The organism is Gardnerella sp. 30-4 (genome assembly GCF_001641215.1).
Taxonomy (GTDB): domain Bacteria; phylum Actinomycetota; class Actinomycetes; order Actinomycetales; family Bifidobacteriaceae; genus Bifidobacterium; species Bifidobacterium leopoldii.
Genome location: NZ_LXJL01000048.1, coordinates 1 through 23,386, shown reverse-complemented (window position 1 = coordinate 23,386; position 23,386 = coordinate 1). Strand labels below are relative to the sequence as shown.

17 protein-coding genes are annotated in these 23,386 nt (G+C 45.0%); 1 reads left to right on the top strand and 16 read right to left on the bottom strand.

The window, feature by feature from the left end; genetic code table 11:
• Positions 1–134: 134 nt before the first annotated feature.
• The 3 genes from rpmA to A5294_RS03920 all read right to left on the bottom strand — a co-directional run bounded on the left by rpmA (position 135) and on the right by A5294_RS03920 (position 4,199).
• Entirely contained in the window at positions 135–386 is a 252-nt protein-coding gene (gene rpmA, locus A5294_RS03930) for a 50S ribosomal protein L27 (protein ID WP_004106248.1), read from the bottom strand.
• A gap of 33 nt (positions 387–419) precedes the next feature.
• Positions 420–728: a 50S ribosomal protein L21 gene (gene rplU, locus A5294_RS03925; protein ID WP_004111933.1), complete on the bottom strand. Its 309-nt coding sequence runs from the start codon at positions 726–728 to the stop codon at positions 420–422.
• A gap of 174 nt (positions 729–902) precedes the next feature.
• Positions 903–4,199: an Rne/Rng family ribonuclease gene (locus A5294_RS03920; RefSeq protein WP_064340520.1), complete on the bottom strand. Its 3,297-nt coding sequence runs from the start codon at positions 4,197–4,199 to the stop codon at positions 903–905.
• Between the two features lie 394 nt (positions 4,200–4,593).
• Here A5294_RS03920 and A5294_RS03915 point away from each other — a divergent pair, with 394 nt between their 5' ends.
• Positions 4,594–5,535, top strand: coding sequence for an AEC family transporter (locus A5294_RS03915; protein WP_004106240.1), 942 nt, complete (start codon positions 4,594–4,596; stop codon positions 5,533–5,535).
• Positions 5,536–5,756: 221 nt separating this feature from the next.
• On the opposite strand, the gene A5294_RS03910 is transcribed toward A5294_RS03915, so the two are convergent.
• The 13 genes from A5294_RS03910 to A5294_RS03850 all read right to left on the bottom strand — a co-directional run bounded on the left by A5294_RS03910 (position 5,757) and on the right by A5294_RS03850 (position 23,286).
• On the bottom strand, positions 5,757–7,196 hold the full coding sequence (locus tag A5294_RS03910) for a Maf family nucleotide pyrophosphatase (RefSeq protein ID WP_064340519.1): 1,440 nt from the start codon (positions 7,194–7,196) through the stop codon (positions 5,757–5,759).
• 33 nt (positions 7,197–7,229) lie between these two features.
• Entirely contained in the window at positions 7,230–8,306 is a 1,077-nt protein-coding gene (thrB, locus tag A5294_RS03905; RefSeq protein WP_064340518.1) for a homoserine kinase, read from the bottom strand.
• A gap of 18 nt (positions 8,307–8,324) precedes the next feature.
• On the bottom strand, positions 8,325–9,698 hold the full coding sequence (locus A5294_RS03900) for a homoserine dehydrogenase (RefSeq protein ID WP_004106232.1): 1,374 nt from the start codon (positions 9,696–9,698) through the stop codon (positions 8,325–8,327).
• A 61-nt stretch (positions 9,699–9,759) separates the two neighbouring features.
• Entirely contained in the window at positions 9,760–10,752 is a 993-nt protein-coding gene (locus A5294_RS03895) for a CPBP family intramembrane glutamic endopeptidase (RefSeq protein WP_004118563.1), read from the bottom strand.
• A 92-nt stretch (positions 10,753–10,844) separates the two neighbouring features.
• On the bottom strand, positions 10,845–11,987 hold the full coding sequence (locus A5294_RS03890) for a D-alanine--D-alanine ligase family protein (RefSeq protein ID WP_064340517.1): 1,143 nt from the start codon (positions 11,985–11,987) through the stop codon (positions 10,845–10,847).
• Between the two features lie 72 nt (positions 11,988–12,059).
• Positions 12,060–13,055: an NAD(P)H-dependent glycerol-3-phosphate dehydrogenase gene (locus tag A5294_RS03885; RefSeq protein WP_004106227.1), complete on the bottom strand. Its 996-nt coding sequence runs from the start codon at positions 13,053–13,055 to the stop codon at positions 12,060–12,062.
• 122 nt (positions 13,056–13,177) lie between these two features.
• The gene (locus A5294_RS03880) at positions 13,178–14,062 is read right to left on the bottom strand and encodes a 1-acyl-sn-glycerol-3-phosphate acyltransferase (RefSeq protein ID WP_064340516.1); all 885 of its coding nucleotides are present in this window, start codon (positions 14,060–14,062) and stop codon (positions 13,178–13,180) included.
• Between the two features lie 20 nt (positions 14,063–14,082).
• Positions 14,083–14,946, bottom strand: a complete 864-nt coding sequence (locus A5294_RS03875) for an anchored repeat-type ABC transporter permease subunit (RefSeq protein WP_064340515.1) — start codon at positions 14,944–14,946, stop codon at positions 14,083–14,085.
• The gene (locus A5294_RS03870; RefSeq protein ID WP_064340523.1) at positions 14,946–15,734 is read right to left on the bottom strand and encodes an anchored repeat-type ABC transporter ATP-binding subunit; all 789 of its coding nucleotides are present in this window, start codon (positions 15,732–15,734) and stop codon (positions 14,946–14,948) included. Before A5294_RS03870 ends, A5294_RS03875 begins: the two co-directional genes overlap by 1 nt.
• A gap of 20 nt (positions 15,735–15,754) precedes the next feature.
• On the bottom strand, positions 15,755–17,470 hold the full coding sequence (locus A5294_RS03865) for an anchored repeat ABC transporter, substrate-binding protein (protein WP_231880190.1): 1,716 nt from the start codon (positions 17,468–17,470) through the stop codon (positions 15,755–15,757).
• Between the two features lie 51 nt (positions 17,471–17,521).
• Positions 17,522–19,717 carry a choice-of-anchor M domain-containing protein gene (locus tag A5294_RS03860; protein ID WP_064340513.1) on the bottom strand — a complete coding sequence of 732 codons (2,196 nt, stop codon included), beginning with the start codon at positions 19,715–19,717 and terminating at the stop codon, positions 17,522–17,524.
• 13 nt (positions 19,718–19,730) lie between these two features.
• Positions 19,731–20,933, bottom strand: coding sequence for a TIGR03773 family transporter-associated surface protein (locus A5294_RS03855; RefSeq protein WP_064340522.1), 1,203 nt, complete (start codon positions 20,931–20,933; stop codon positions 19,731–19,733).
• 34 nt (positions 20,934–20,967) lie between these two features.
• Positions 20,968–23,286 (bottom strand): choice-of-anchor M domain-containing protein, encoded by a 2,319-nt coding sequence (locus A5294_RS03850; RefSeq protein WP_064340512.1) that lies wholly within the window; start codon positions 23,284–23,286, stop codon positions 20,968–20,970.
• Positions 23,287–23,386 lie beyond the last annotated feature (100 nt).

The following is a 23,386-nucleotide window of genomic DNA, read 5'->3' as shown; positions in this document are numbered from 1 at the left end:
TCGAAGCTAAACACCTAAATTCTCGGGAACATGCAAGAACAAAAAAGCCGCACCGAACTGGGTGCGGCTTAAACGTTTTATCGCCGACTTATTATCGTCGACTTATTGTTGAAGCGCTTAGGCTTAGCTAAGATTCAGGCGGTAACAACGTCAACAACCTTGCGGTCGCGACGAATACCGAACTTCACATTGCCGTCCACCAAAGCGTACAGCGTGTGATCCTTACCCAAAGCAACATTCTGACCTGCGTGGAACTTAGTGCCGCGCTGACGAACGATAATGTTGCCAGCCACTACAGCTTCACCGCCAAACTTCTTAACACCAAGATATTGCGCTTGTGAGTCGCGACCGTTGCGCGAGCTAGACGCACCCTTCTTATGTGCCATCTCACTGTCCTTTCAGGTTTATAACACCGTCAATCAGGCGATGGCCGTGATCTTGACGAGAGTCAACTTCTGACGATGACCCTTGCGACGAGCCACACCAGTCTTGTTCTTATACTTCATAATGCTAATCTTTGGACCTTTGGCTTCGTCATTCAAGACTTCTGCCTTCACCGTGATCTTAGCAAGATCCTTGGCGCTTAAGGTCACCTTAGCACCGTCAACAACGAGCGCGACCGGGAATTCCACGGTATCGCCCTTCTTTGCATCGAGACGGTTCACGAGAATGGCGTCGCCAACCTCGACCTTCTCTTGATGGCCACCGGCCTTCACAATCGCGTACATAATTCGTTCCTTAGCTCAATTGAAAGCTTACTTTTGCCTTGCGCACAGCAAAACGCGCGCGGCAAGACACCGACTATCAAAAATACACCTACCCATGTACTAACGTCAAGTCGCTAGATTCATGAGTCAATGCAGACAATATTCAATATTGTACTCAAGGCATATACTTAGTCACTATTCAGAGGCGCAATCATCATTTTCTGTAGTTTCTTGCGTAGTTTCCTGCGTAGCATCTTGCATAGGTTCTTGCGTAGTATCTTGCGCAGGTTCTTGCGTAGGTTGCTCCGCAGTATACTCAGCAATCTCTTGCGTAGTATCCTCTAAATTATTTTCAACTAATTCTTCAGAAGTTTTATCAGCTTCACTAGTTTCCGCAACTTCACTAGTTTCAGCAGTTTCGCCAGCATCCGCAGTTTCGCCAGTTTCATCCGCCTTAGAAGATATAGACTCTTTGTCAGAATTCAAAAAATTGCTATACTGCGTTTCTTCTTCAGATTTATGAGCTGCGTCAGTAATTACAGATGCGGCAGCTATACGCGCTAACTTAGCTCTCACTTCCGCGCTAGAACCCTGCTGCTTAACAGGAGCAGGCTGTTCCGTTGCGCTTCCGTGACCATACTTGTTTGTTTTAACAAAAGGATCTCCGCCCTTAAGCGCGTAAGGATCCGCATATTCCGAAGAAACAGTAGGCTCATCGTGCAAAATAAATCCACGTCCCTTGCACGTTGGACACTCTTCAGAGAACGCTTCAACTAAGCCTTGGCCAACGCGTTTACGCGTCATTTGCACAAGACCAAGAGACGTAACTTCAGCAACCTGATGCTTCGTGCGATCCCTAGCCAAGCATTCCAAAAGCCTACGCAAAACCAAATCGCGGTTCGCTGGCATAACCATATCCACATAATCAATCATGACCATGCCACCAATATCGCGCAAACGAAGCTGGCGCGCAATCTCTTCAGAAGCCTCCAAATTACAACGAGTAACCGTTTCTTCCAAAGACTTACCACGCCCAATAAATCGTCCAGTATTCACATCGATCGTAGTCATTGCTTCCGTACGATCAATCACAATAGAGCCGCCAGCTGGCAAATAAACCTGACGCTCCATGCCCTTACGAAGCTGACTATCAATCTGCCACTTATCGAAAACGTCTTTGCCTTCATGCTCAGCAGGATCCCAATATTCAACCTTGCTGCGCAAATCTGGAGCCATCATCTCAAGATATTCATCAATTCGCTGACGCACTCCCTCGCCTTCCACAATAAGCTTTTGGAAGTCATCGTTGAAAATATCGCGCACAACACGAATTGCCACATCAGGCTCACCCTGTAACAGCTTAGGACGCTTTCCATGCAAGTATTCTTCGCGCTTAGCTTCAATGCGCTCCCACTGCTTAACGAGCGAATCTAAATCTTTTTCAATCGACTCCTCGCTTGCACCGTCAGCAGCAGTACGAATAATAACGCCCATATCTTTTGGTGCAATCTTCGACACAATAGCGCGCAAACGCGAGCGCTCTCGATCTGAAAGCTTGCGGCTTACACCTGTCATACCGCCAGATGGCACAAGCACTAAGAAACGCCCTGCAAGAGTTACTTGCGAAGTCAATCGAGCACCCTTATGTCCAATTGGATCCTTAGTAACCTGTACAAGCACAGGATCGCCAGACTTAAACGCAAGCTCAATTCTACGAGGTTGACCTTCAAGACGAGCCATATCCCAATTAACTTCGCCTGCATAAAGCACGCCATTCCTGGCCTGACCAATATCTACGAATGCAGCTTCCATGCTTGGAAGTACGTTTTGAATGCGCCCAAGATAAATATTTCCAACAGTAGCAACTTCTTGAATATCAGAAACGTAATGTTCTACAAGAATATTGTCTTCAATAACGGAAATTTGCGTGTGGCGATCGCGCTCACGAACAACCATTAATCGTTCAACATTTTCGCGACGAGCAAGGAAATCTTGCTCCATAAGAAGGTTTTGACGGCTACGCTCACGCCTATTATCTCTACGGCGTTGGCGCTTTGCTTCAAGTCGCGTAGAGCCTTCAATATCCGTAATTTCGTCTATATACTGCTGCTTGCGCGAGCGGCGAGAAGTCAAGTCGTCTTCGTTCGCATTAGTGTAGTCGGATGACTCTTCCTGAGAAGACGCAGAATTTGCGTCATCAGAGGATTTAGAACGGCGGCGACGACGGCGACGCGTATAAAGAGTTTCTTCCTCATCTTGCTCACGAAGTTCTTCTGGATCTGGAATTAAATCGCGATCTTCTTGAGAGACTTCATCTAGACTTGTGCGTTTTGTGCGAGAATTCACGTCATCGTCAAGATCATTTGAAATATCAATGTCTAAATCGCGACTTCCGTTGCGGCTTTCATTTCGATCAGTGCGAGAGCTACGACGGCGACGACGGCGACGCGTAATCATTATTTCATCGTCATCGTTGCCATTATTCGCATTATAATCGTCGTTTGTACCTCTGTTATCGCCTTCGTCACTGCTATTGCGGCTATCTCTGCTATTGCTACCGCCTCTGCTGTCTACTGCACCGTTTTCATTTCGAGCGTCATCATCATTAGAGATGTTATTCGACATATTGCGACGATTAGAACGCCTATTCGAAGTATTTTCTGCAGATAAAATATCGCTAACATCAAGAGTTTCATCGATGCGCGTATCAATGGGAGCATAAACAATATTGTCGTATGCAAGATCCTCTTCAATTTGCTCAACTTCAGCTGCAGCACGTCGCTCAACAGCATTCAATCTGCGAGAACGGCGAGAACGCTGGCTTTTGCGAGTTTTTTCGTCGCGATCATCTTGCGAATCCTGAAAATTCTTAGCGTACTCAGAATCTTGAGAATACATAGAATGACTTGTTTCACGCGATGTTTCACGACTATTCCCTCTGCCACTATCACGCTTTATTTCGCTTGAATTCTCGCGTCTTTCAGAACGAGACTTGCGTTCGCTACTATCACGACTATCACGAGAATCACGGCTATTGCGTCCACCGCGCCTTCCGCGAGAAATATCACGTAAATCATCGCGCAAATCATCATTCAAGCCATCACGCGAGTTGTCACGCAAGTCATTACGCGAACCGCTGCTTTCTTCACTACGATCGTTCACTACCTTAGGAAGAACTGGCTCCTGGAATAGGAGCGAAGTTATTGGGCGCGATTTAACAACATGCGGCTCAGAATTCTTCGCACTAGAATCCTCAACTTTTAGTTCCATTGCTTCTCCAGCCGCACCGGCACCACGAGTAACTCGTCGACCGCGACGGCGACGCGTAACGCCAGAGCTTTGCTGCAAAGTATCACCGGCAGCCATATTACTTTCCGCAAAATCTGTAGATTGCATTATTCCGGACATTTCCGCAGAAGTAGCGGTTTTAGACACAGTTCTACTATTTTCAGCTTCAGATTCATTGAAGCGCTCTCTTATTATTCTGGGCACTATGCTCCTCACGAGACGCTGCATCGCCTCGCATCCCTGGCTTTAAGTTGAGCACGCACGTGCGCGAGCCACCCCAAAGCTCTCTACAAAGTCTAGCTGCGCGACAGCGGACGCCAGCCTCGGAAAACGCTCACGAGGGGATCGACGCCATCGATTGCCTGGCGGCTTGCAGTGCCACCGCTCTCTAGTATGCCATATTGCCGAGTCAAATATATGACTCGTTGAATATTAAAATTTGCATCGCTGTTTTTAAGCCAATTAGCAGTTACTAAAAATTCCAATAATTTCAAACTTATCCATAGCGCACATAAAAGTTGCGTATCTCTCCTATAGTTACAGCATAGGTTCGCACGCATGCAATTTGCGTGCGATTAACGAATTTTGGAGGCAAGAAATGGGCTTAATCAGCGCAATGCAAGGCTTTTGCGTAATTGGCATTGTTATTGCTGCAGGCTACGTTACTGCTCGCATGCGCGTTGGCGGTTCACAGGCTCAAATGGTCCTAAATCGCGTAAGTTTTTTCGTTTCCAGCCCTTGCTTAATGTTTGCAATACTTTCTAAAGAGCCTATTTTTGAGATTTTTCACTCTTCGATTTTTGTTGCATTCTTTTCTGCGATGATTGTTGGAGTTGCGTTCGTTCTGCTTAATCGCTTTTGCTTCCATCTTCCTGCAGCTGACTGCACTATAGGTGCTCTCAATTCTCTTTATTTAAATTCCAACAATATTGGCTTGCCGGTTGCGACTTATATTTTGGGAAATCCTGCGCTTGTTGCTCCGATTTTAGTTATGCAACAGGCTGTATTTACTCCTGTTGGTTTGACTGTTCTCGACATTACAACTACTGGAAAATGTTCTCTCAAGCGCATTGCACAGCAGCCTTTAAAACAACCACTTTTAATTGGTTCGCTTGGGGGAATTATTATTTCTGCAATTTCCGCAAAAGTTGGCTACTTCCCTGTTCCTAATTTTCTTTACGATCCAATTAAGATGATTGGCGATTCTGCAGTTCCAATGATTTTAATGGCTTTTGGAATGTCGCTTTACGGCAGCAAGCCTTTGCAAAAAGATTCTAATCGAGCTGCTATTGCCACGGTTGCTGTGTTAAAAAATCTTATTATGCCTGCAATTGCGTTTTTGCTAGCTTATTTTGTGATGGGTTTCCGCGGGGCGACTTTGTATGCGTGCGTTGTGTTAGCTGCTCTTCCAACTGGTCAAAACGTTTACAATTATGCTGCGCGCTACAACGTCGGCTTAAGTTTTGCGCGCGACGGCATACTGTTTTCTACTGTCACTAGCCCAATTTGCATAGCCGTAATTGCCGCAATTTTGGGATGATTTCGTGCGCAGTTTATGCCGCCTACGCGCGCAATGCTGCGCTCAGGCAGGTCGGAGCGCACACAAAACACAACCCAGTTTCTAAAACCCAACCACACAAACCTGCCCTGCCTTCGTCAATCGAGACGAAGGCAGACCTCGCTTGCGTTGAAAGCACACCGTGCTTTCAACCCTAAGCAAGCTCGGCGCTCCGAGTTGCTTTAGCGCGCGCTGTGCTGCGCTCAAGCATGTCGGAGCGCTAACTCATCAAGGCGCGCACGGAAAGACGGCCAATCCGTGCGCATTGCCGTAAGCAGCTTCAGCTTAGGCACGTCGTCAATTGGCACCCACTTAATTTCCATACTCTCGTCGTCGTGCGCGCAAGGATCCACACTATGCCCCGGCTTTTCAAACGCAAAAACCGTTGTATAACACCAGTTTCCGTGATCCTCGCGGTAAGCTCCAACAACTTCAATATCTCCCGAAGTAATATTTGCTTCCTCGAAAGACTCACGCAATGCGCCCTCAATCGCGCTTTCTCCATCGGAAATTGCGCCACCAGGGATGCCCCAAGTGCCACCCTCAGCGCTCCAAAGCGCGCGATGTTGCATCACAACGTGCGTCACGCGACCAGTTTCGACATCTCGCCTAGCAAGCAGAACTCCAGCAGCACCGTTATGACCCCAATGTCTGCGACCACAATTGCAATGCACCCAGCCATCTCCCGGCTGATGCACATTTTCTTTAGGTACCTCCGTGGAAGTCGGATCATTCTTTTCGCCAACTTCTTCCAAGCTTTCCTTATTCCACAAATCCGGCCAAGCGTATCCAAGCTCTGCAACCATTTGTCTCAGCAGCGGCAAGCTGATTCCAAGAACACCGTGAGGATCTCCATTAATGCTTTCAATAAAAGCTCCGCCAAAACCTTCTAGTGTAAAGGATCCTGCAACTTCTAGAGGTTCACCAGTTGCTACATACGCGCGAATTTCCGCGTCACTCATTTGCGCAAAAGTTACGCTTGCATGACTTGTTTTGCAAATAGTTTTGCCGGTTTTTGCGTCGATTAAGCAGTGGCCAGTCCACAATTGTCCTGTTTTTTCGCTCATCTGCTTGATTCTCTCAAATGCCACTTCAGGAGTATGCGGCTTTCCGTAGCACTCACCATCGAGTAAGAACATGGAATCGCAGCCAACAATCAGCACACCGCTACAATCATGAGAAGATTTATTTGTATATGCAAAATCGTGAATATCGAAAGTTTTTGTAGGAACAGTAACGCCTGAAAAATCGCGAGTTTGCGCCGTATCTACGTTATGCGTTACGTCTGATTGCGAATCGCTTGCTAAAGCATTACCAGCAGATTTCGCAGTTTCTGCAAGTTCAGAAGATTCAGTTTCAGCTTCCAGCGGATACCCCACAACTAAATCGCCACTAGCCGAAGCAGCCGTATCCGCCACACGTTTCCACGCATGGTACACAGCTTGAGCTTTTGCGCGAGCCAAAATAGAAACTCGCTGCTCAACACTCAACTGCTCAACGCTTGTACCTCGCTCACTAGCGGCATCACGCAAAGCCGCCGGCTCATCCACTTCGCTTACGTGAATTACCGGAATCACGCCAGCCGCCGCCAAAACCGCTCTACGCGAAGGAGACTGCGAGGCTAAAATCAACGAAACTGTCATACCTTACCCTTCCCTTTTACAACTTCACACAACTTATTCGCGAGTTATTGCAACGCCAGTAGAATCAACAGGCACGTGCAAAACGCGCCAGCCCGTACGCGAAAGCCACGGCTCGGCAATTGCGTCGATTTTTTGAGCTGCACTCTTGTTATACTCGGCATCTCCTGCATAAAATACAGCAACGCACGATCCTGCTCCCGAAATCGCTGCCGCAAAACCATGCTCGCGCAACGTCTCCACCAGCTTCCACGAATCTTTCATAAGATTTGCACGATACGTTTGATGAAGAGCATCTTGAGTTGCTGCAAAAAGTAGCGCATTTCGCGAAATATCAGATTTTACTGTGCCTAATTTATTTTCAGAATCGCTATTTAACTCACCAAAAGCAACCGGAAGCATTGCAGCTCGCGACACGTTAAATATTGCGTCACCATACGGCACTTTTGCTGGAAGCGCGCGCCTAGCAAGCTCTGTAGAAAGCTCGAAATCAGGAACGAATACCGACACAGAAATATCTTGCGAAACTTTGTATCGCACAGTATGAAAACCGGTAGAAAGCGGAGCTTCGCAATCTCCAGCCACGCGCACAGAACCTTTACCTTCCCCAGCATCAAGCTTCCAGCTCATCGTCAAACCGCCAAAAACTGCAGGAGCAACATTGTCTGGATGACCTTCAATTGCGGCCGCGATTTCGAAAATTGCTTCACGATTAAGCTCACCTTCGTGCGCAAAAGCCCAAGCAGCAGCAACAGCAGCAACAATCGCTTCTGCAGAAGAGCCCATACCGCGCGCTTGCGGAATCCGATTATGCGCTTCTAACGTAAATCGCAAGTTTGGCAGACCAAATATTTTGCAAGCTTTGCGAAAAGTCGCTACAACTAGATGCGTTTCATCTTTTGGAAGCATATCCTCGCCTTCGCCGTGAATAATTACGCGCACGTTTCCAGCATAATCGAGCGAATCAAGCGAATTTTTAGAACGATTATCATCCAGAGTAAAAACTAAAGAATCCGCATAATCAAGCGCAATACCGGCTGTATCAAACCCAGAACCAAGATTTGCGCTAGTTGCTGGCACGCGCACGGAAACACTGTTACATACTGGCTTCATACGATCACCTGCAGCTTTTCACTTTATAACGCGCAAAACTAGCGGCTTTCCGCACACAACGTCCAACTTCTGCAAATCCTCGCAAATAGCTTGAACCGCAGCTTCCGAACATTCGCTCACAAGCACGCGCACACTGCCAGGTCCACCAAGACCGCACTGTGGGCAATCCGAATCACCTTCAGTTTGAGAATACTTAGCTTGACACGCCGAAGCCAAACGCTCATACACAACGCCATGATCTGCAAAAACATCCATAACTTCGCTGCACAAAGCCAAAGAAGTATCTTCCATATTGCAACGAATCACAAAATCTGCTCTGGTCTGCTCGCTAGAGGCCGGCACATACTTGTTGTACATTGGCACGCCAAAACCTGCGCATCCACGCACAAGATTTCGAGCAGCACTAACAACATCTCCAACAACAGCACTTGCAGTTGGAGCGCCGCCGGCACCGCGTCCGTAGAACATCAAATCATCTGCAGCCTGCGCCTTCACAAATACAGCATTAAAACTGCCATGAACCGACGCCAAAGGGTGCTCCGCGCCAACAAGCGCCGGATACACACTAACGCTTACTCCGCCATCTGAGTTTGATTCGCCGTCGCAATGCCTTTCAACTGCTGCAAGTAGCTTAATTACACGCTTTTCCGCGCTCGCTGCAGCAATATCTTCAGAGTCAATCGCGCTAATTCCTTCAACAGAAACATCGTCAATACTTACCGGCATTTGGAATGCGAGAGTTGCAAGAATCGCAGCTTTATTTGCAGCATCGAAACCTTCAACATCTCCGGTCGGATCCGCCTCAGCATAACCCTTTTCTTGAGCTGCGCGTAAAGCCGAGTCAAAATCAAGTCCGCGCACAGTCATTTCGTCAAGAATATAGTTGGTAGTTCCGTTTACAATCCCGAAAATTTGCGTAATTTCGTCGCCAATAAGTGACTCTCGAAGCGGTCGAACAATAGGAATCGCTCCTGCTACAGCCGCCTCAAAGTACAAGTCAACTCCGTGACTTTCTGCACACTCGTATAATTCCGGACCAAACTTTGCAAGCAACGCTTTATTTGCAGTAACAACAGATTTTCCATGGCATAGCGCACTTTTTACAAAAGTATGAGCCGGCTCAAGTCCGCCAATAAGCTCGATTACAATATCAACGTCTTCGCGGGTGCACAAAGAGGCAGTGTCTGTAGTTAGCAAATCACGCTTAATCCAAGGAGCGTCAACTTCTTCCGGATGCAGGCACGCAACTCCTGCAAGCTCAATATTTGCGCCAATTCTAGCCGCAAGTTCATCACTCTGCTCAACTATAAGTCGCGCTGTTTGCGAACCGACTGTTCCGGCACCAAGCAATCCAACGCGAATAGTTTTATTGGCTAATTTTTTGCTTAACATATAACTCGCCTCCTTAAGCCATGAATTTTGAATTTTTGTTTTTCGTTACGAAAAATAGCAGTTACGAAAAAAGCATCATCACATTAAGAATCACAGAAATAATCAAAAACGCAATTACACCTACGGTTCCATAAAGTGATTTCAAATTATTTTCCTTAGGCAATTCCAAAGGCGCATCAAAGAAAACTAAATATCGACGACTACGAGCAAGTAACACTATTCCAACTACAAGCACTGCAAACACAAATATGCTATATAATCCAGCTAGCACAAATCCAGAAGGCAAATCCATTAACTCTTTATTTGATAATTTGTCAATTTCTATAACATTCCCGTTTGCATCTGTCATCTGTTTTAGTAACCATAAAGCAACAACGCTTCCTTGGAAGTTCACAATCATGTGAAGAAATATGCTGTAACGCAATTTAGAAGTTCGCACGTACATGTACCCGAGAATAAGCCCAAGCCCGAAAGCGTAGAAAAATTGGAATATATTCATGTGGAATAATGCAAAAGCTAAAGCAGAGAACACAATTGCTTTCTTTTCGCCATACACACGCAATCGAGAAAGTATTTGCTTTCTAAAAAACCATTCTTCCATAATAGGAGCAAGAATCACTACGAACACAAACGTTTCCCACATATTTCCAGACACAATAGTCTCTGAAATACGATTTTCTGCTTTACCGTCTGTAATAATTGAAGCTAATGTTGTACCAATTAAGTTTCCTCCATACATAACTGGCACACTAACTGCGTAGAATCCCAAAAATTGACGCAAAGACATAGAAAATTCACGCGACGCAAGAGTTGGTACTGCTCGCATAATCAGCATTGCAATAGGAAGCGCTATTAAATATTGCGCAATGTCAGACACTAATATTGTTGCAATAGATTTTTCTAAAAATTCTTTAGGCAAAAAATACGGAAAGCACATACCTAATGCATATGCAGCAGCAATCCACACAACCATGAACATGCATAATGACATTCCAATAGTTCCCTGCCGCTTTCGCGCCAACAAATATGTGTCGTCATGTTGTATCTCTTGCATACTCATTCCTTTTGTTATTCTTTACGCTTTATCGTGATTTTTCGCTTTTTATTGAATTCGTATTAAGTTTGCGCTACTTGCGTTATTCACACTTACTTAAGCACACCCTCAATAAGCTTCGTAATTAAATCGCCATAGCTTATTCCGGTTGCTTCCCAAGCTTTTGGATACATGGAGATTGGCGTAAACCCAGGCATTGTATTGATTTCGTTGATCATCACATGACCTTCAGGAGTCACGAACGAATCAACACGGCTTAATCCTCTACCGTCTGCTGCTTTGAATGCTGCGAGCGCTGTTTTACGCACGAGCTCCAAAGTTTCCGCAGGAAGATCTGCTGGAACTTCCACGTGCGAAGCCGCGGAATCCATGTATTTGCTATCAAAATCGTAGAACTGATCTTCGCCAGCCCGACGCTTGTCTAACACAATTTCACCTGGCAAACTTACTTTCGGCTCCTCGCCATCGCGAGCTGCAAGAACCGCACACTCGATCTCGCGCGCGTTAATTCCTTGCTCTACTAGCACTCGCCAATCGTGCTTCGAAGCTTCAAAAACAGCTTGCGCCAAAGCTTCAGCATCATGCGATTCCACTTTTGTTACGCCAAAACTAGATCCTGCACGGCTTGGTTTTACAAAAAGCGGATACTCGAGTTTTGCTGCCTCAACTTGCGCAAGCATTTCGTTTGCGTACGCAGCAAAGCGATTCGTCGAGTCACTTGCAAATTTTCTAGCATCCAACGCAATCCCCGGAGCGACATCAATTCCGGCAGCCTTAAACAGCTGCTTTGCGTAGTATTTATCCATGCATGCAGCCGAAGCCAACACTCCGCAACCGACGTACGGCACTTGCATCATTTCTAGCAAACCTTGCAAAGTGCCATCTTCACCGTTTGGTCCGTGAAGAACTGGGAAAACAGCGTCGATATGACCTAAACTTTCAAGCGTGTCGTCCGCTTTTCGCACCAAGAATCCGTCTGCACCCTTTGCAGGGTCAAGCACAACATCACGCGTTCCAGCGGTTTTTGTGATTACTGGCAACTCGCCTTCTTCCATGCGGAAGTTACGAGGATCTTCACCACCAACAATCCATTCGCCTTGTTTTGTGATTGCGATCCGCACAATGTCAAAACGATTTTCGTCTACAGCACTGAGCACTCCAGCAGCAGATATGCAAGAAATCGAATGTTCGTCTGCCTTACCGCCATACAAGAACACTACACGCTTTTTCGTCATTTTTTTCCTTTATATATTTTTGAATTATTCTAGTTATTTTGGATTAGTTTTGATTATTTTTGCAAACGCTACTTACTCTTCGCAAACATCGTCGTCGAAAAGCATTGCGAGCATTTCTTGGCAGGAAATTCCTTCTTCAAGCACGCGAGCCATTGCACTTGCAAGCGGAGTTGCAACACCCAAACGCTTGCCCATTGCAACTACTGCACTTGTGGTTGGCACGCCTTCTGCAACACCATTGCTTACGGCAGTTGCTTCTTCAACGCTCATGCCTTTTCCAAGATTTGCACCGAAAGTATAGTTGCGGCTTAGAGGAGATCCACAAGTTGCAACTAAATCACCAAAGCCAGCAAGACCTGCAAAAGTGCGCGAATCTGCGCCTTCTGCTACGCCCAATGCCGTCAATTCTGCCAAACCGCGCGTTTCAATCATAGCCGCCGTGTTTTCGCCATATCCTGCGCCTCGAGCCATACCAACTGCGAGCGCAACCACGTTTTTAAGCGAGCCACACATTTCTACGCCGATTACGTCTGTTGACACAAATGCTTTAAAGTAGCTGTTTGAGCATGCTTTTGCAACTACTTCTGCCTGAGATTTTTCTGCGCAAGCAACTACTGCTGCAGCCGGGTGGCGAGATGCAACTTCCTTGCTCAAGTTTGGTCCGGAAAGTGCAGCAAAACGGTTACGCGGTAAGTTCAAAGCTTCGCACACAACTTCATCCATACGTTTGCCGGTTGTGCGCTCAATGCCTTTCATAAGCGAAACAACGATCGCATTTTGTGGAATCAAACCCACAAAACCTTCCAACGCAACGCGAGCAAACTGTGCCGCAATCGCCACGACTACAATATCCGCATTCGCAACAGCCTCTGCTCGATCCCCAGTTGCAGTCATGTTTTCTGGAAGTTTTTCTACGCTAGGCAGACGCACGCCATTATGATGATGATCGCGAATTCCTTCAACAATTTCCGGCTCTATTGCCCACATTGTCACTTGATTTCCTGCATCCGCAAGTACTTGTCCAAACGCAGTTCCCCAAGCACCAGCACCCAACACCGTAACGTTCATGTTTTACGTCCTGCCTTTCGGTTGTGAGTTTTATAAGCTACTGTATAGCTATTTATTTGTAATCACACTATTACACAATTCTACACATGCCGCTTTACGGGATTTTTAAAAGATACTTTATTTTATTCTTCCGTAACGCGTTTCATCTGCCTGTAATCGAAGTATCCTGCAGGAGATTTTTCTCCACGAATTTCTTCCATAATCTGCGTCATACGCACACGCACGCGACGAGCCAACTCTTCAGCAGATTCAAGAGGAGGTAGCTCTCCCCAATTTTCACTCCCCTTTAGCAAGTCAGCATAATCGAGTTGGGTATCGTAGCACATTACAACATTTTTCTTTGGCCACGGCCACCAGTGGTTAATGCTTGCTGCGCCCCATGTAACCGCGCAAAATAGCGGAATCTGATGTCCGAGTCTGCGCGATGCTTCGAGAGCAATTATACCAATTCCGGGCTTCATGCTCATAGGCCATTTTTTAGGATCGCGCGTAACTGTTCCTTCAGGCCATACACTTAAAGGTCTGCCATTGGTGAGGATTTTAATAGATTCTTCTTCTATTTCTCGCGCTTTTCCGCTTCTGCGAGGAACCGGCTGCATGCCTACAAGCTGGAACCATTTGCCTAAGATTGGCCAGTGAGCGAGTTCCGCTTTTGCCATGTAGCGCGGACGACGACCTTGGTGGAATAGTGCAGTCATAGGTATGAAAACGTCAAACATCGTCACGTGTGTGCAAGCTGTAATAAACACGCCTTCTTCTGGCACGTTTTCCAATCCCCACGCCTTTACTTTGCAGCGTGAACGCAATACGCGCGACGTTCCTTCGAGCAGTCTTTCGGCGGCTTTAGGATTTTGCGCGTCAATTTCTACCTGATTTGGCTTGCGTTTTCCTGTCGGATAGTAATACGTTGGGTCAACTAAATTGTGTTTACTTGCTAAAAGCTTTACTTGCTCATCACTGAGTGGTTTTACTGCACTTCTTGGCGAAGGTTTTCCTTTTGATACCATGCTTTCTATTGTGCAGCATGCTATAAACCTACGCTACGACCTACTTTTGCAATCAACCCATGTTTAGGAGAGCACGCCCAAGCGAGCACAAAGAGAGCGGTTGCTACGAGCACAATTGTTCCGCCCGTTGCTGTATCAAAGCTCCACGAAATATACATTCCAACAATCGAAGAAACGCAACCAATAACAGGAGCTAAAACCATCATCCTAGATAGCCGATCAGTAAGCAGTCGCGCAGTTGCAGCAGGAGTCACAAGCAGAGCAAGCACAAGCACGTTTCCAATAATTTGCACGGAAACAACTACAGCGATAGCCACTAACACGTACAACATTCCATCTAGCCATGCAACCGGCAATCCCATTGCGCGCGAAGTTTCTCGATCCATCGATACGCAAACAAGCTCTTTGTGGAACATGCATAATATAGCCAAAATAATCAAACCAGTAATAGCAACAACAGCAATATCTGAATCAGGAATACCTGTAATCGAGCCAAACAAGAAGGATTCTAAGGATCCAGCGTAGCCAGATGCTTTAGAAATAATCACAATTCCAAGAGCAAAAGCAGATACGAAAAATACGCCAATAAATGAGTCTTCGCGAAGCCTACGGTTTTGGCTAAAAATAGATACGATTAGCGCGGTTGCAACTCCTGCGAGTGCTCCTCCAAATAGCAGATTTCCTTGCAATACGAAGGCTATAGCAAGTCCTGGGAATACTGAGTGAGCTACAGCATCTCCAATAAACGCCATTCCTCTAAGCACTACATAGCATCCAACTACACCACAAATTACGCTAGAAAGGCACGCTACAATAAGTGCTTTTAGCAAAAACCAAAGGTCCGGATTTGTTAAATCTTGTATAAATTCTATTGGAGATAACATTACTCTTTTACCACACTTTCCTTACCAATTACGCGCTCAACTGCTTTAATAAGCGGATTTTGCGGAGCTACGTGGAAGGTTTGTACCCACTGTTCTGTTTGCAAATGTTGCGGATCGTCGTCGCCCACAATAGTGCCATCAAATAGCATTATTCTCGAGCATGAGTTAATTGAGCCAATAATATCGTGTGAGCTCATGAGAATTGCTTCACCAGAAGCAGACAATTTCAAGAACAAATCGGTAAGCAGCTCCTGAGTAGGCATATCGAGTCCAGTAAACGGTTCGTCTAACAGAAGCAAACGCGGCTCTCCAGCTAATGCTCTAGCAACAAGCACGCGTTGCCGCTGACCTCCAGAAAGTTCTCCAATCGTACGATCTTGGAAATCAGCCATTCCTGTGCGTTCAAGCGAGTTTAATGCGATCTCGTAATCTTCTTTTTTAGCGCGGCGAACGTAACCAATATGACGAATCCTACCCATCATCACTACATCTAAAACAGAAAGTGGGAAATCCCACGCAATATCGTGACGTTGAGGCACATACCCAACGTAAGATACGCGAGAATTAAGTTTTGCACCTTCCATATGAGGAGCACGCACTTCGAGTTTTCCAGTATGTGGAATCAAACCCATAATTGCACGAAATAGCGTTGTTTTACCGGCACCGTTTGCGCCAAGTAATCCCACAAATTCGCCACTATTAATGGTAAAAGAAACGTCTTTTACAACAGTGCGATTCCCGTACGAAATATTCAAGTTTTTTGCGCAAATTACTGCATTTTCTTCCATATTTACTACCTTTAACACTTTCACTTCAAACATTTCGCTAAAGAATCCGCGTTAGCTCGCATCATATCCGCGTAAGTTCGCACATTTGCGTCGAAAGCGTCACCATAAATTGGGCAAACTTTCACATGCGCTTCAGACGCAAGCTCTTTAAGCACAGACGAGCGAGAAATTAAATTCGGCTCTAAAAACACTGCAGGGATTTCCAAGTCGCGCAAAATTTGCGAAAGTCTGCGCCTATCTTGCACGCTTGGCTCGCTTGAAGGGTTGATTGTTACAAATCCCGCAATATTTACGCCATAAGCTTTACCTAAGTATGCAAAAGCGTCATGCGTTGTAACCAAGTTGCGACGCTCTTTTGGAATTGACGCCACTTTTTGCCTCATATACGCGTCTACATCTAATAGCTTGTTAATGTATCGGTCCGCATTTGCGCGATATTTGCGAGCATTTTTAGGATCGACTTCACACAAGCGGTCAGCTATTGTGCGCACATAAGCAATTCCGTTTTTCACTGACTGCCATAAATGCGGATCAATATCTCCGTGAACATGTTTTCCAAGAACAGCTTGTGGAAGTTGATAGATTTTCTGCCGTGCAAATCCAAGGAATCTATAGCCTTGTTCAGCTGGAATTTCTTTTAAAGCATTAGTCGGCACTTCTACTACTACATCTCGCGGCTCATAATACACGCGCTTTGGCGCAACCGACCGCTTTTCTTGCAAAGTGTCAACTCTGTACAAAAATCCGCGTTTAGCTAAATCGTAAGCCAAATCTGCATGGCCTTGATTCAAAACTACACTAGCTCCACGCTTTTTCGCTAATTTCTGCGCGTTAATGCCAACAGCAAAACGCATAGTTGCGTTTCCTAAACTTGCAACCCTCTCGTTTTGAGCATCGAGCATATCTGCGTGAAAACCGAGAGTGTATTCTCCTGGCTTACTAAAAGCCCAACTTAAATGCGTGTGCGCGTCCGCAGGCAAATCCACATGATCTTCATCGTTAATCCCGTTTGCTGAATTAACGTAAGTTTCTACACTTCCAAAAGTGCCAGTAAGGTAAGCGAAAAGCGAACCAGGACCAGTTACTTTAGTTGCAGTTAAGCGGATCCTGTCCGAACGCTTCATGTTGTATGCTTTTGGCTTTATTACAGTAGCGCGTCCTTCTTTCGTTACAGTGGAAGGCGCGTTTGATTGCGAAGATTGAGAAACCTGAGAAGACTGCGACTTATCAGATTTCTCTTGAGATTTTTGTTGCTCTTTAGTATCTTCAGCTTCCTCAACCGTCTGCGAAGTTTGGCGTTCTGTAGCAAGACCAAGCCAAATAGTGTCCAACGACACATCTTCGACCATTGGAATAATATCCGCCGCATGTTTCACGCTTTCTTCAGCAAGTTGCACATTCGGCACGCCTTTTCGCAAATTCGCATCTAAAGCAGTAATAACACCATGCTCCTCAAGCATCATGTAATTACTAAAAGCCACGTCCGCATACACAACGTCTCTGATTGAACGCAATCGCGGCTCGTAAGAGTGCGGATCTGCATTATCAGGTACGATTGAACTCACATTTGCAGCATCCCCTGCTACATTCGCCACCATATCACGCAAAACGCCTGTAGTTGTAACTACATTAATGCGACCATCGCGATGTCCTGCACGATTCCCATTAGCACTACCACAAGCAGAAAGCGGCAAAATAAGCGCGACGACTGCAATTGCACCAATCGAAGAAAACAAAGTTTGCTTTACTCTTCTGGGCCTATGAATCACCCTTACACACTCCTACTACTAATAGCGCAACAGCCAGTTGAAGTTAATAAGTCCGCGATTGTAGAGATACCAAATTCCTGCACCCAAAACGCCAAGCACAGCAATAATTCCACCAGCAAGAAGCGAATAAGCAAGCAAAGGATTTCGCTTAAATAATCCTGTTACACCTTTTGCTTCAGAATTCACGATCTCGTCATTATCGTTCAATTTCTGTCGGTACAAACTTTTGGCGAGCCTCTTGTTACTAATTTTTGAAACAAGACCTTTATGCTTTTTAGCTTTTCTTGGCAACTGTTTCCCAGAACGTGAATTGTTTGATCCAAAACCACGACCGCCAACAAAAGAATTTCCACCACCAACGGCACCGATTCCGCGGCTGCCATGATTGCCGCCAGAATGAGGCAAATTAGCAGGTTTTGCTGGATTATGAGGTGCAGAAGGTCCACCTTTTTTGCTTTTGGTGCCGTCTGCAGTGCTTTCAACACCGCCAGCAGAGCCCATTGGTGTTTCTTGTGGATCTACACCAACAGCAACGTGAATATTGCGAGTTACTGTAGAATTTCCGTCAGAAGCTTGGAATTGCAATGTGTAATATCCAGGTTTGTCGAAATCCCAATTCGCATGAGCATGCGTATTTGCAGGTATCGTATAATCTGTTGCTCCTTGAGTAGAGAAAATCTCTTGATCTCCGCCACCCAAGCCTCCAAACATCCAAACACGTACGTTTCCAGGACCTTCAACTCCTGTTAGGCTCAATTGAGTTGGCTTATGCGGATTCATAGACTGATTATTCCAACCCATCCATGGCACACCATCAATTTGTGTTTGCGGTATACGATACACGCCGTTAGTTTTACCAGCATCACCAACTGCGAATACAACTGTATCCGGGTCTCTAAAGACGTGGCTTCCTGTCACATCTTCTTGCACAGCCATATCAACTTTATTTGAATCGCCAGTATATACAGCAATATCAACATGACCGTGGTCTATAACGAGTTTGTCACCCTTGATGTCTTTGAACTTTGTCGAAGTAGATTGCTGACTTTGAGAATCTTGCTTTCCGCTTTTCGCGTTATGTTCCCCATGAATAAGACCACCGTTATTACTTCCAAAAAGTCCTCTATTACTTCCAAGAAGTCCTTGTTGTTGCATTTTTGCTCCAGGCCATGGAGTCACATACACAGTGTTGTTGTTACCGTTAATGAAGAAAGATCCGTTACTTTGTTGCACATTAATACTGTGATCCTCACTTTGAGAATCGTCATTATCATCTGAATCTTCTTCGTCATCTTCACCATCTTCATCACCATCAAAAGATGCGCCATCATAATCAGCAAAATCCCCAGCTGTTACATCATGATTAGTGACGTGGAATGTATAGTCTTGCTCAGAACTTTGCTCCTCGTCACCAACGGTAGCAGTAGCTTTCATTTTTAACTTGTACACACCAGGACGGTTAAAAGACCAATACATGTGCGAATGCTTGCCACCAGTCTCAGTGATGTCAACATCTTTTGGCCAGTTTTCAGCAGAGCCGAGCATTTTCTCATAATCGTCACCGCTGCGAGTGTACATAAAAACTTCGCCATTGTGAGGTGCTTCGATACCAGTTAATGACAGTTTGACTGTTGGGTTAACTTTTGTAGAACCAGCTCCCTCATATAACGGTCTAGTATCTAAACCAGGCCATAATGCACCAGTATTTCCAGCTCCAGATTGATCAAAGAACCAGACTACACCTTCGCGAGTTGTTGCGTAGATTTCTTTTATTATCGGATCATTCTCATCTTTGGAAAGCTGCATGATGTTTTTAGAACCGACTTCAAAAATAAGTCGATTCGTATCATAACGAGTGCCATCATGATCTTCACTTTCAAACGCATCACCCAAGGTGCCTAATACTATGCGCTTGCTTGTAGTATCAAAGAAAGTTGCAAAAACGTCAGTATGACCTTTATATGCGTGGCACATTGCAGCTTTACTATCAGCCGCAGGTTGTGATGAAGCAGTTTTATCTAAGCGAGCAGCCGTACACGCTTTAAAATTGGCTTGCTTTATGGCGGTAAAATCTTTAGAAGATTTCTTTCCACTTACAACAGTTGCGTCACTGCCATTGTCAGCAAAAGCTGCGGGAGTTCCCATCATCATGCCACACAAGCACACGCCCACCAACAAAGCGCGAGATAATTTCTTTATACTATTACGAACCATTTTCGTCACACCATTATTTCCACTGGGTACCATCAGATTGCATATTGTCTGATTGAGAATATTGAGAATTATTAATTGGTGACATCACTGTCGTTTCTTGATCACGCACTAGATTTGACAAAGTACTGTCGCCATTTGCATTATTCACAAAATTTGCATTATTTGCATACTGTTGATTAGCTTGTGCAGAAACTTGCTTAGCGAGCGCAAGATTTCGTGCTTTCTTGCTTTTAGCTACAGCTATTAGCACAAAAATCACAATAATTACGGCAATAATAGCCACAAAAATACCTACAATTTGAAGAACTAAAGCTGTATCATCACTTTTTTCAGATACTTTGTGAGAATGCTTATGCTTGTTGCGAAGGAGTTTGTGATGATTGTTAGTTTCATCTTTTGTGGATTCATCGTTGTCTTCTTCATCTTGATCCTCTTCGTCGCCTTCGCTGCCACTTGCTCCAGCAGCAGCACCCGTACCTAAAGCAGCATTAGGATCAGTATTATCTCCAACCGCAAAATTAAGAACACGCGTATCGCTTACTGCGCGTCCGTTTTTAAGCTTTCCTGAAAAAGTAAGCTTCACATGATAAATTCCAGGCTTAGAAAACACCCAATTCACGTGAGTATGAGCGTTAGTTTCAATCCAGCTGTTTTGCGGATAACCTTTAGTACTATCCCAAAGCTGCTGTGGATTGTTATTGCCATTTTCTAAGTAAACATGCAATTTACCTGGACCACTTACTCCTTCAAGCGAAAGGTTTGCACCACGATCGAGCTCGTTAAGCACGCCACCTTCCTGCGTATTCCAACCAAGCCACGGCACATCAGGATTCTGAGTTTGTGGAATAACATACAGCTTCGTTCCAGGCTTTTCGCCAATAAAACTGTAGGCAGCGTCATCAGGCATAGGAATTATTGAATTGCCACCTAATTTAAATACCACATTTTCTGGGTCTCGCCACACTGGTTCATCACCAGTATCATCGCGAATCTTCAATTTCCATTTGCCGTCGATTAGCGTTGGTCCAAAATCAGCATGACCTGCTTGAATCATAACTGGCTGATTGCCTTCAGTGGCATAAGCAGTTTCTTGCATTGGATTTGGTGCACATAAAGATGCAACCAAAGTTACTAAAGAAAATATGAGCGCAAGCAACGCAGTAGAATATGCATGCTTTCGTTTTACTTGCAATGTTTCATTTTGTTTGTAATTCATCATTTAAACTTTCTAGTAATAATACGAATACTATTTACAACAATTTCAATCTAGGACGTACCAAAGCACCGCATGCACCAGTTATTGTGCATAAGCCGACGCTCGCACCTGAAGCTGCAACCGCAACCCACTTAGTCGAGGAACTATCACCTTTTGTATCATCTGAATCATCTTCATACGCTTCATCAGATTCTTCGTTGTATTGCCTTGCACCTTGCAAAGCATGGTGTTCAGTATTCTTAACAAAATCAGGGTTATTGACAGAACTATTTTTGGACTTATTGCCAGAATTATTATCTGTTCTCACGAAATTACGAATAGTCTGTCCACTTTTCTTAGAGCTCTTGTTCTTAGTATGAGTTCCGCCAGAAGTTCGTCGCGATGAATTATGTAACGATGTTCCGCTTGAATTTTCTGTTCTTGTAAAAGAACTAGAACCAGAACTAGCACCACTTTGCGTATTATTTTTAGAATTATTCTTACGATTAGTGCGGTTAGTCTTATTGCGATTCTTCTTTGTGCGCTTGAATTTTCTGTTGGATTTCTTAAAGAAATTAGATTCGAATTGGAATCCACCATTAGAGCTAGATCCGAATAGTCCAGAATTTGCAGCACCGCCGAATACGCCTTTCAAAAAGTTCTTTCCACCAGCGAAATGCTTAGTCTTATTTTTGCGCTTATTATGACGCTTCTCATGGTGCTTTTTCCCATGAGGGTTCTCATCATCTTCAGAATCAGAACCACTTTGATCATCATCGCCATCATGGTTATGAGAGTGAGGAACACCTTTCATCTCAATAACATAATCGCAAAACTCATCAAACATTTTATTACGGTAAAGTTCACCGTTCTTTAAAACTAAGGAAGGACGAATCGTTGCACCTTGCATTGACGCATCAAGTTTTAGCTCCAACTTGCTGCTTGCAGCACCCGGAATGCGCTTAAATTCGCTTTCTCCTTCCTTTTTCATCAACCAAACATAATCTTTGACAATGGAAGTTACTGGACTTGTCGGATCGTCAATTGGCGCACCGGTAACACCGTCGGTTGCAACATGAGGGTTAAGCAATACTGTTTTCGCGTGTAAAGTATCCCCTGGTTTGAAACGCTTATAAGGAGCAATTGCTTTTACTACAGGATGTCCGTCGGCACCGTGATCTTCAACGGCGATGGTTGCAGACGCAGTATCTTTGCCAACTTGCGTTTCACCTTCAGTTGCGTGAGCATACACTTTCATCTTGTTCATTGCAGGCTCAGCCGGAAGCTGCAATCTCTCAGCAAAAAGAGTGGTTCCATACGCGTCAGGACCTTCGTCAGCACGCACATATCTCCACTCAATACGAGCACCCTTTGGTTTGTTAACTACTTTTAAGTCTAAACCACCATAACCTTCGTATGAATGATAATGCGGATGAGGCCCGGAATCACGAATATTGCCGATGCGCATATCGCCGCCATCGTCTTTATCTGTGTCTTTATGATCTTTGGAAGCTTCGTGCGCTTCTTCATCATCGTCAGGATTAATAAAATCACCGCGACGGTGCAAATCAAGCGTTTCCGTAATGCCAGAAGCAGGTACTTCGCCTGAATATGTATCTTCTACTTCAAAAGTGTATTCTGCAGGTTCGGTTGTGATCTGCTTCTTAGTGTTCTTATTTGTAATAGTTGCTGCTACTTTTAGCTTGTAAACGCCAGGCTGCGTAAATCCCCAGTTTGCATGCACGTGGCCAGCAGTATGTTGGTGAATTACGCCAGGTAGCATAAATCGACTGCCATCAATATCAGGTTCGTCGTCTAAATCATTCTCTTCAAATGATAATTTCTTCGAATTTTTTCCAATGCCATCGGTAGTCCAAAGCAGAATGCGCCCGTTCATTGGTCCAGTAACTTGCTGAATTGCAATATCTGCTGTTGCATCATCTGCGTGAGATGCGCCAACTAAAGATGCAGCATAACCTGTGTCCCAACCCGGGAAAAGAGGGTTCCCTTTTTGATTTCCGGAACTATCGAGATAGTAGTATTCAGTAGCGAGAGCAGGAAGTTGCGATTTTGTAGTGTACGTGCTTTTAGCTACGCGCAAAGTAGTGTTTTCAGGCTTTAAGAAAGTAGCAGCGTCTTTTTCGACGGCCATAATGAATTTACCATTGTATTGAATTGGGTAAAACACGTCTGTATGGCCGTGACTTAGCACTTCCTTTTTTGTAGGATCGTATTTTTCAGCAGGATTACCATTTTCTAATGCAACTGCCGGTAAAGCTGCACTAAATCCTGATGCGAGCACGGCAATGGCAAGTATTGCAACACTTGCCATTGCAAAAGCACGTTTCACAATATTCCTAATGACCTGAGTCATAATTACTATTTCGCTCTCTACACTTCATCTTCTTATCGTTATATGCGCTCTTCTTTTCGCAAATAATTATGGAAGATTTTTAACAACGTCTATTAATAAT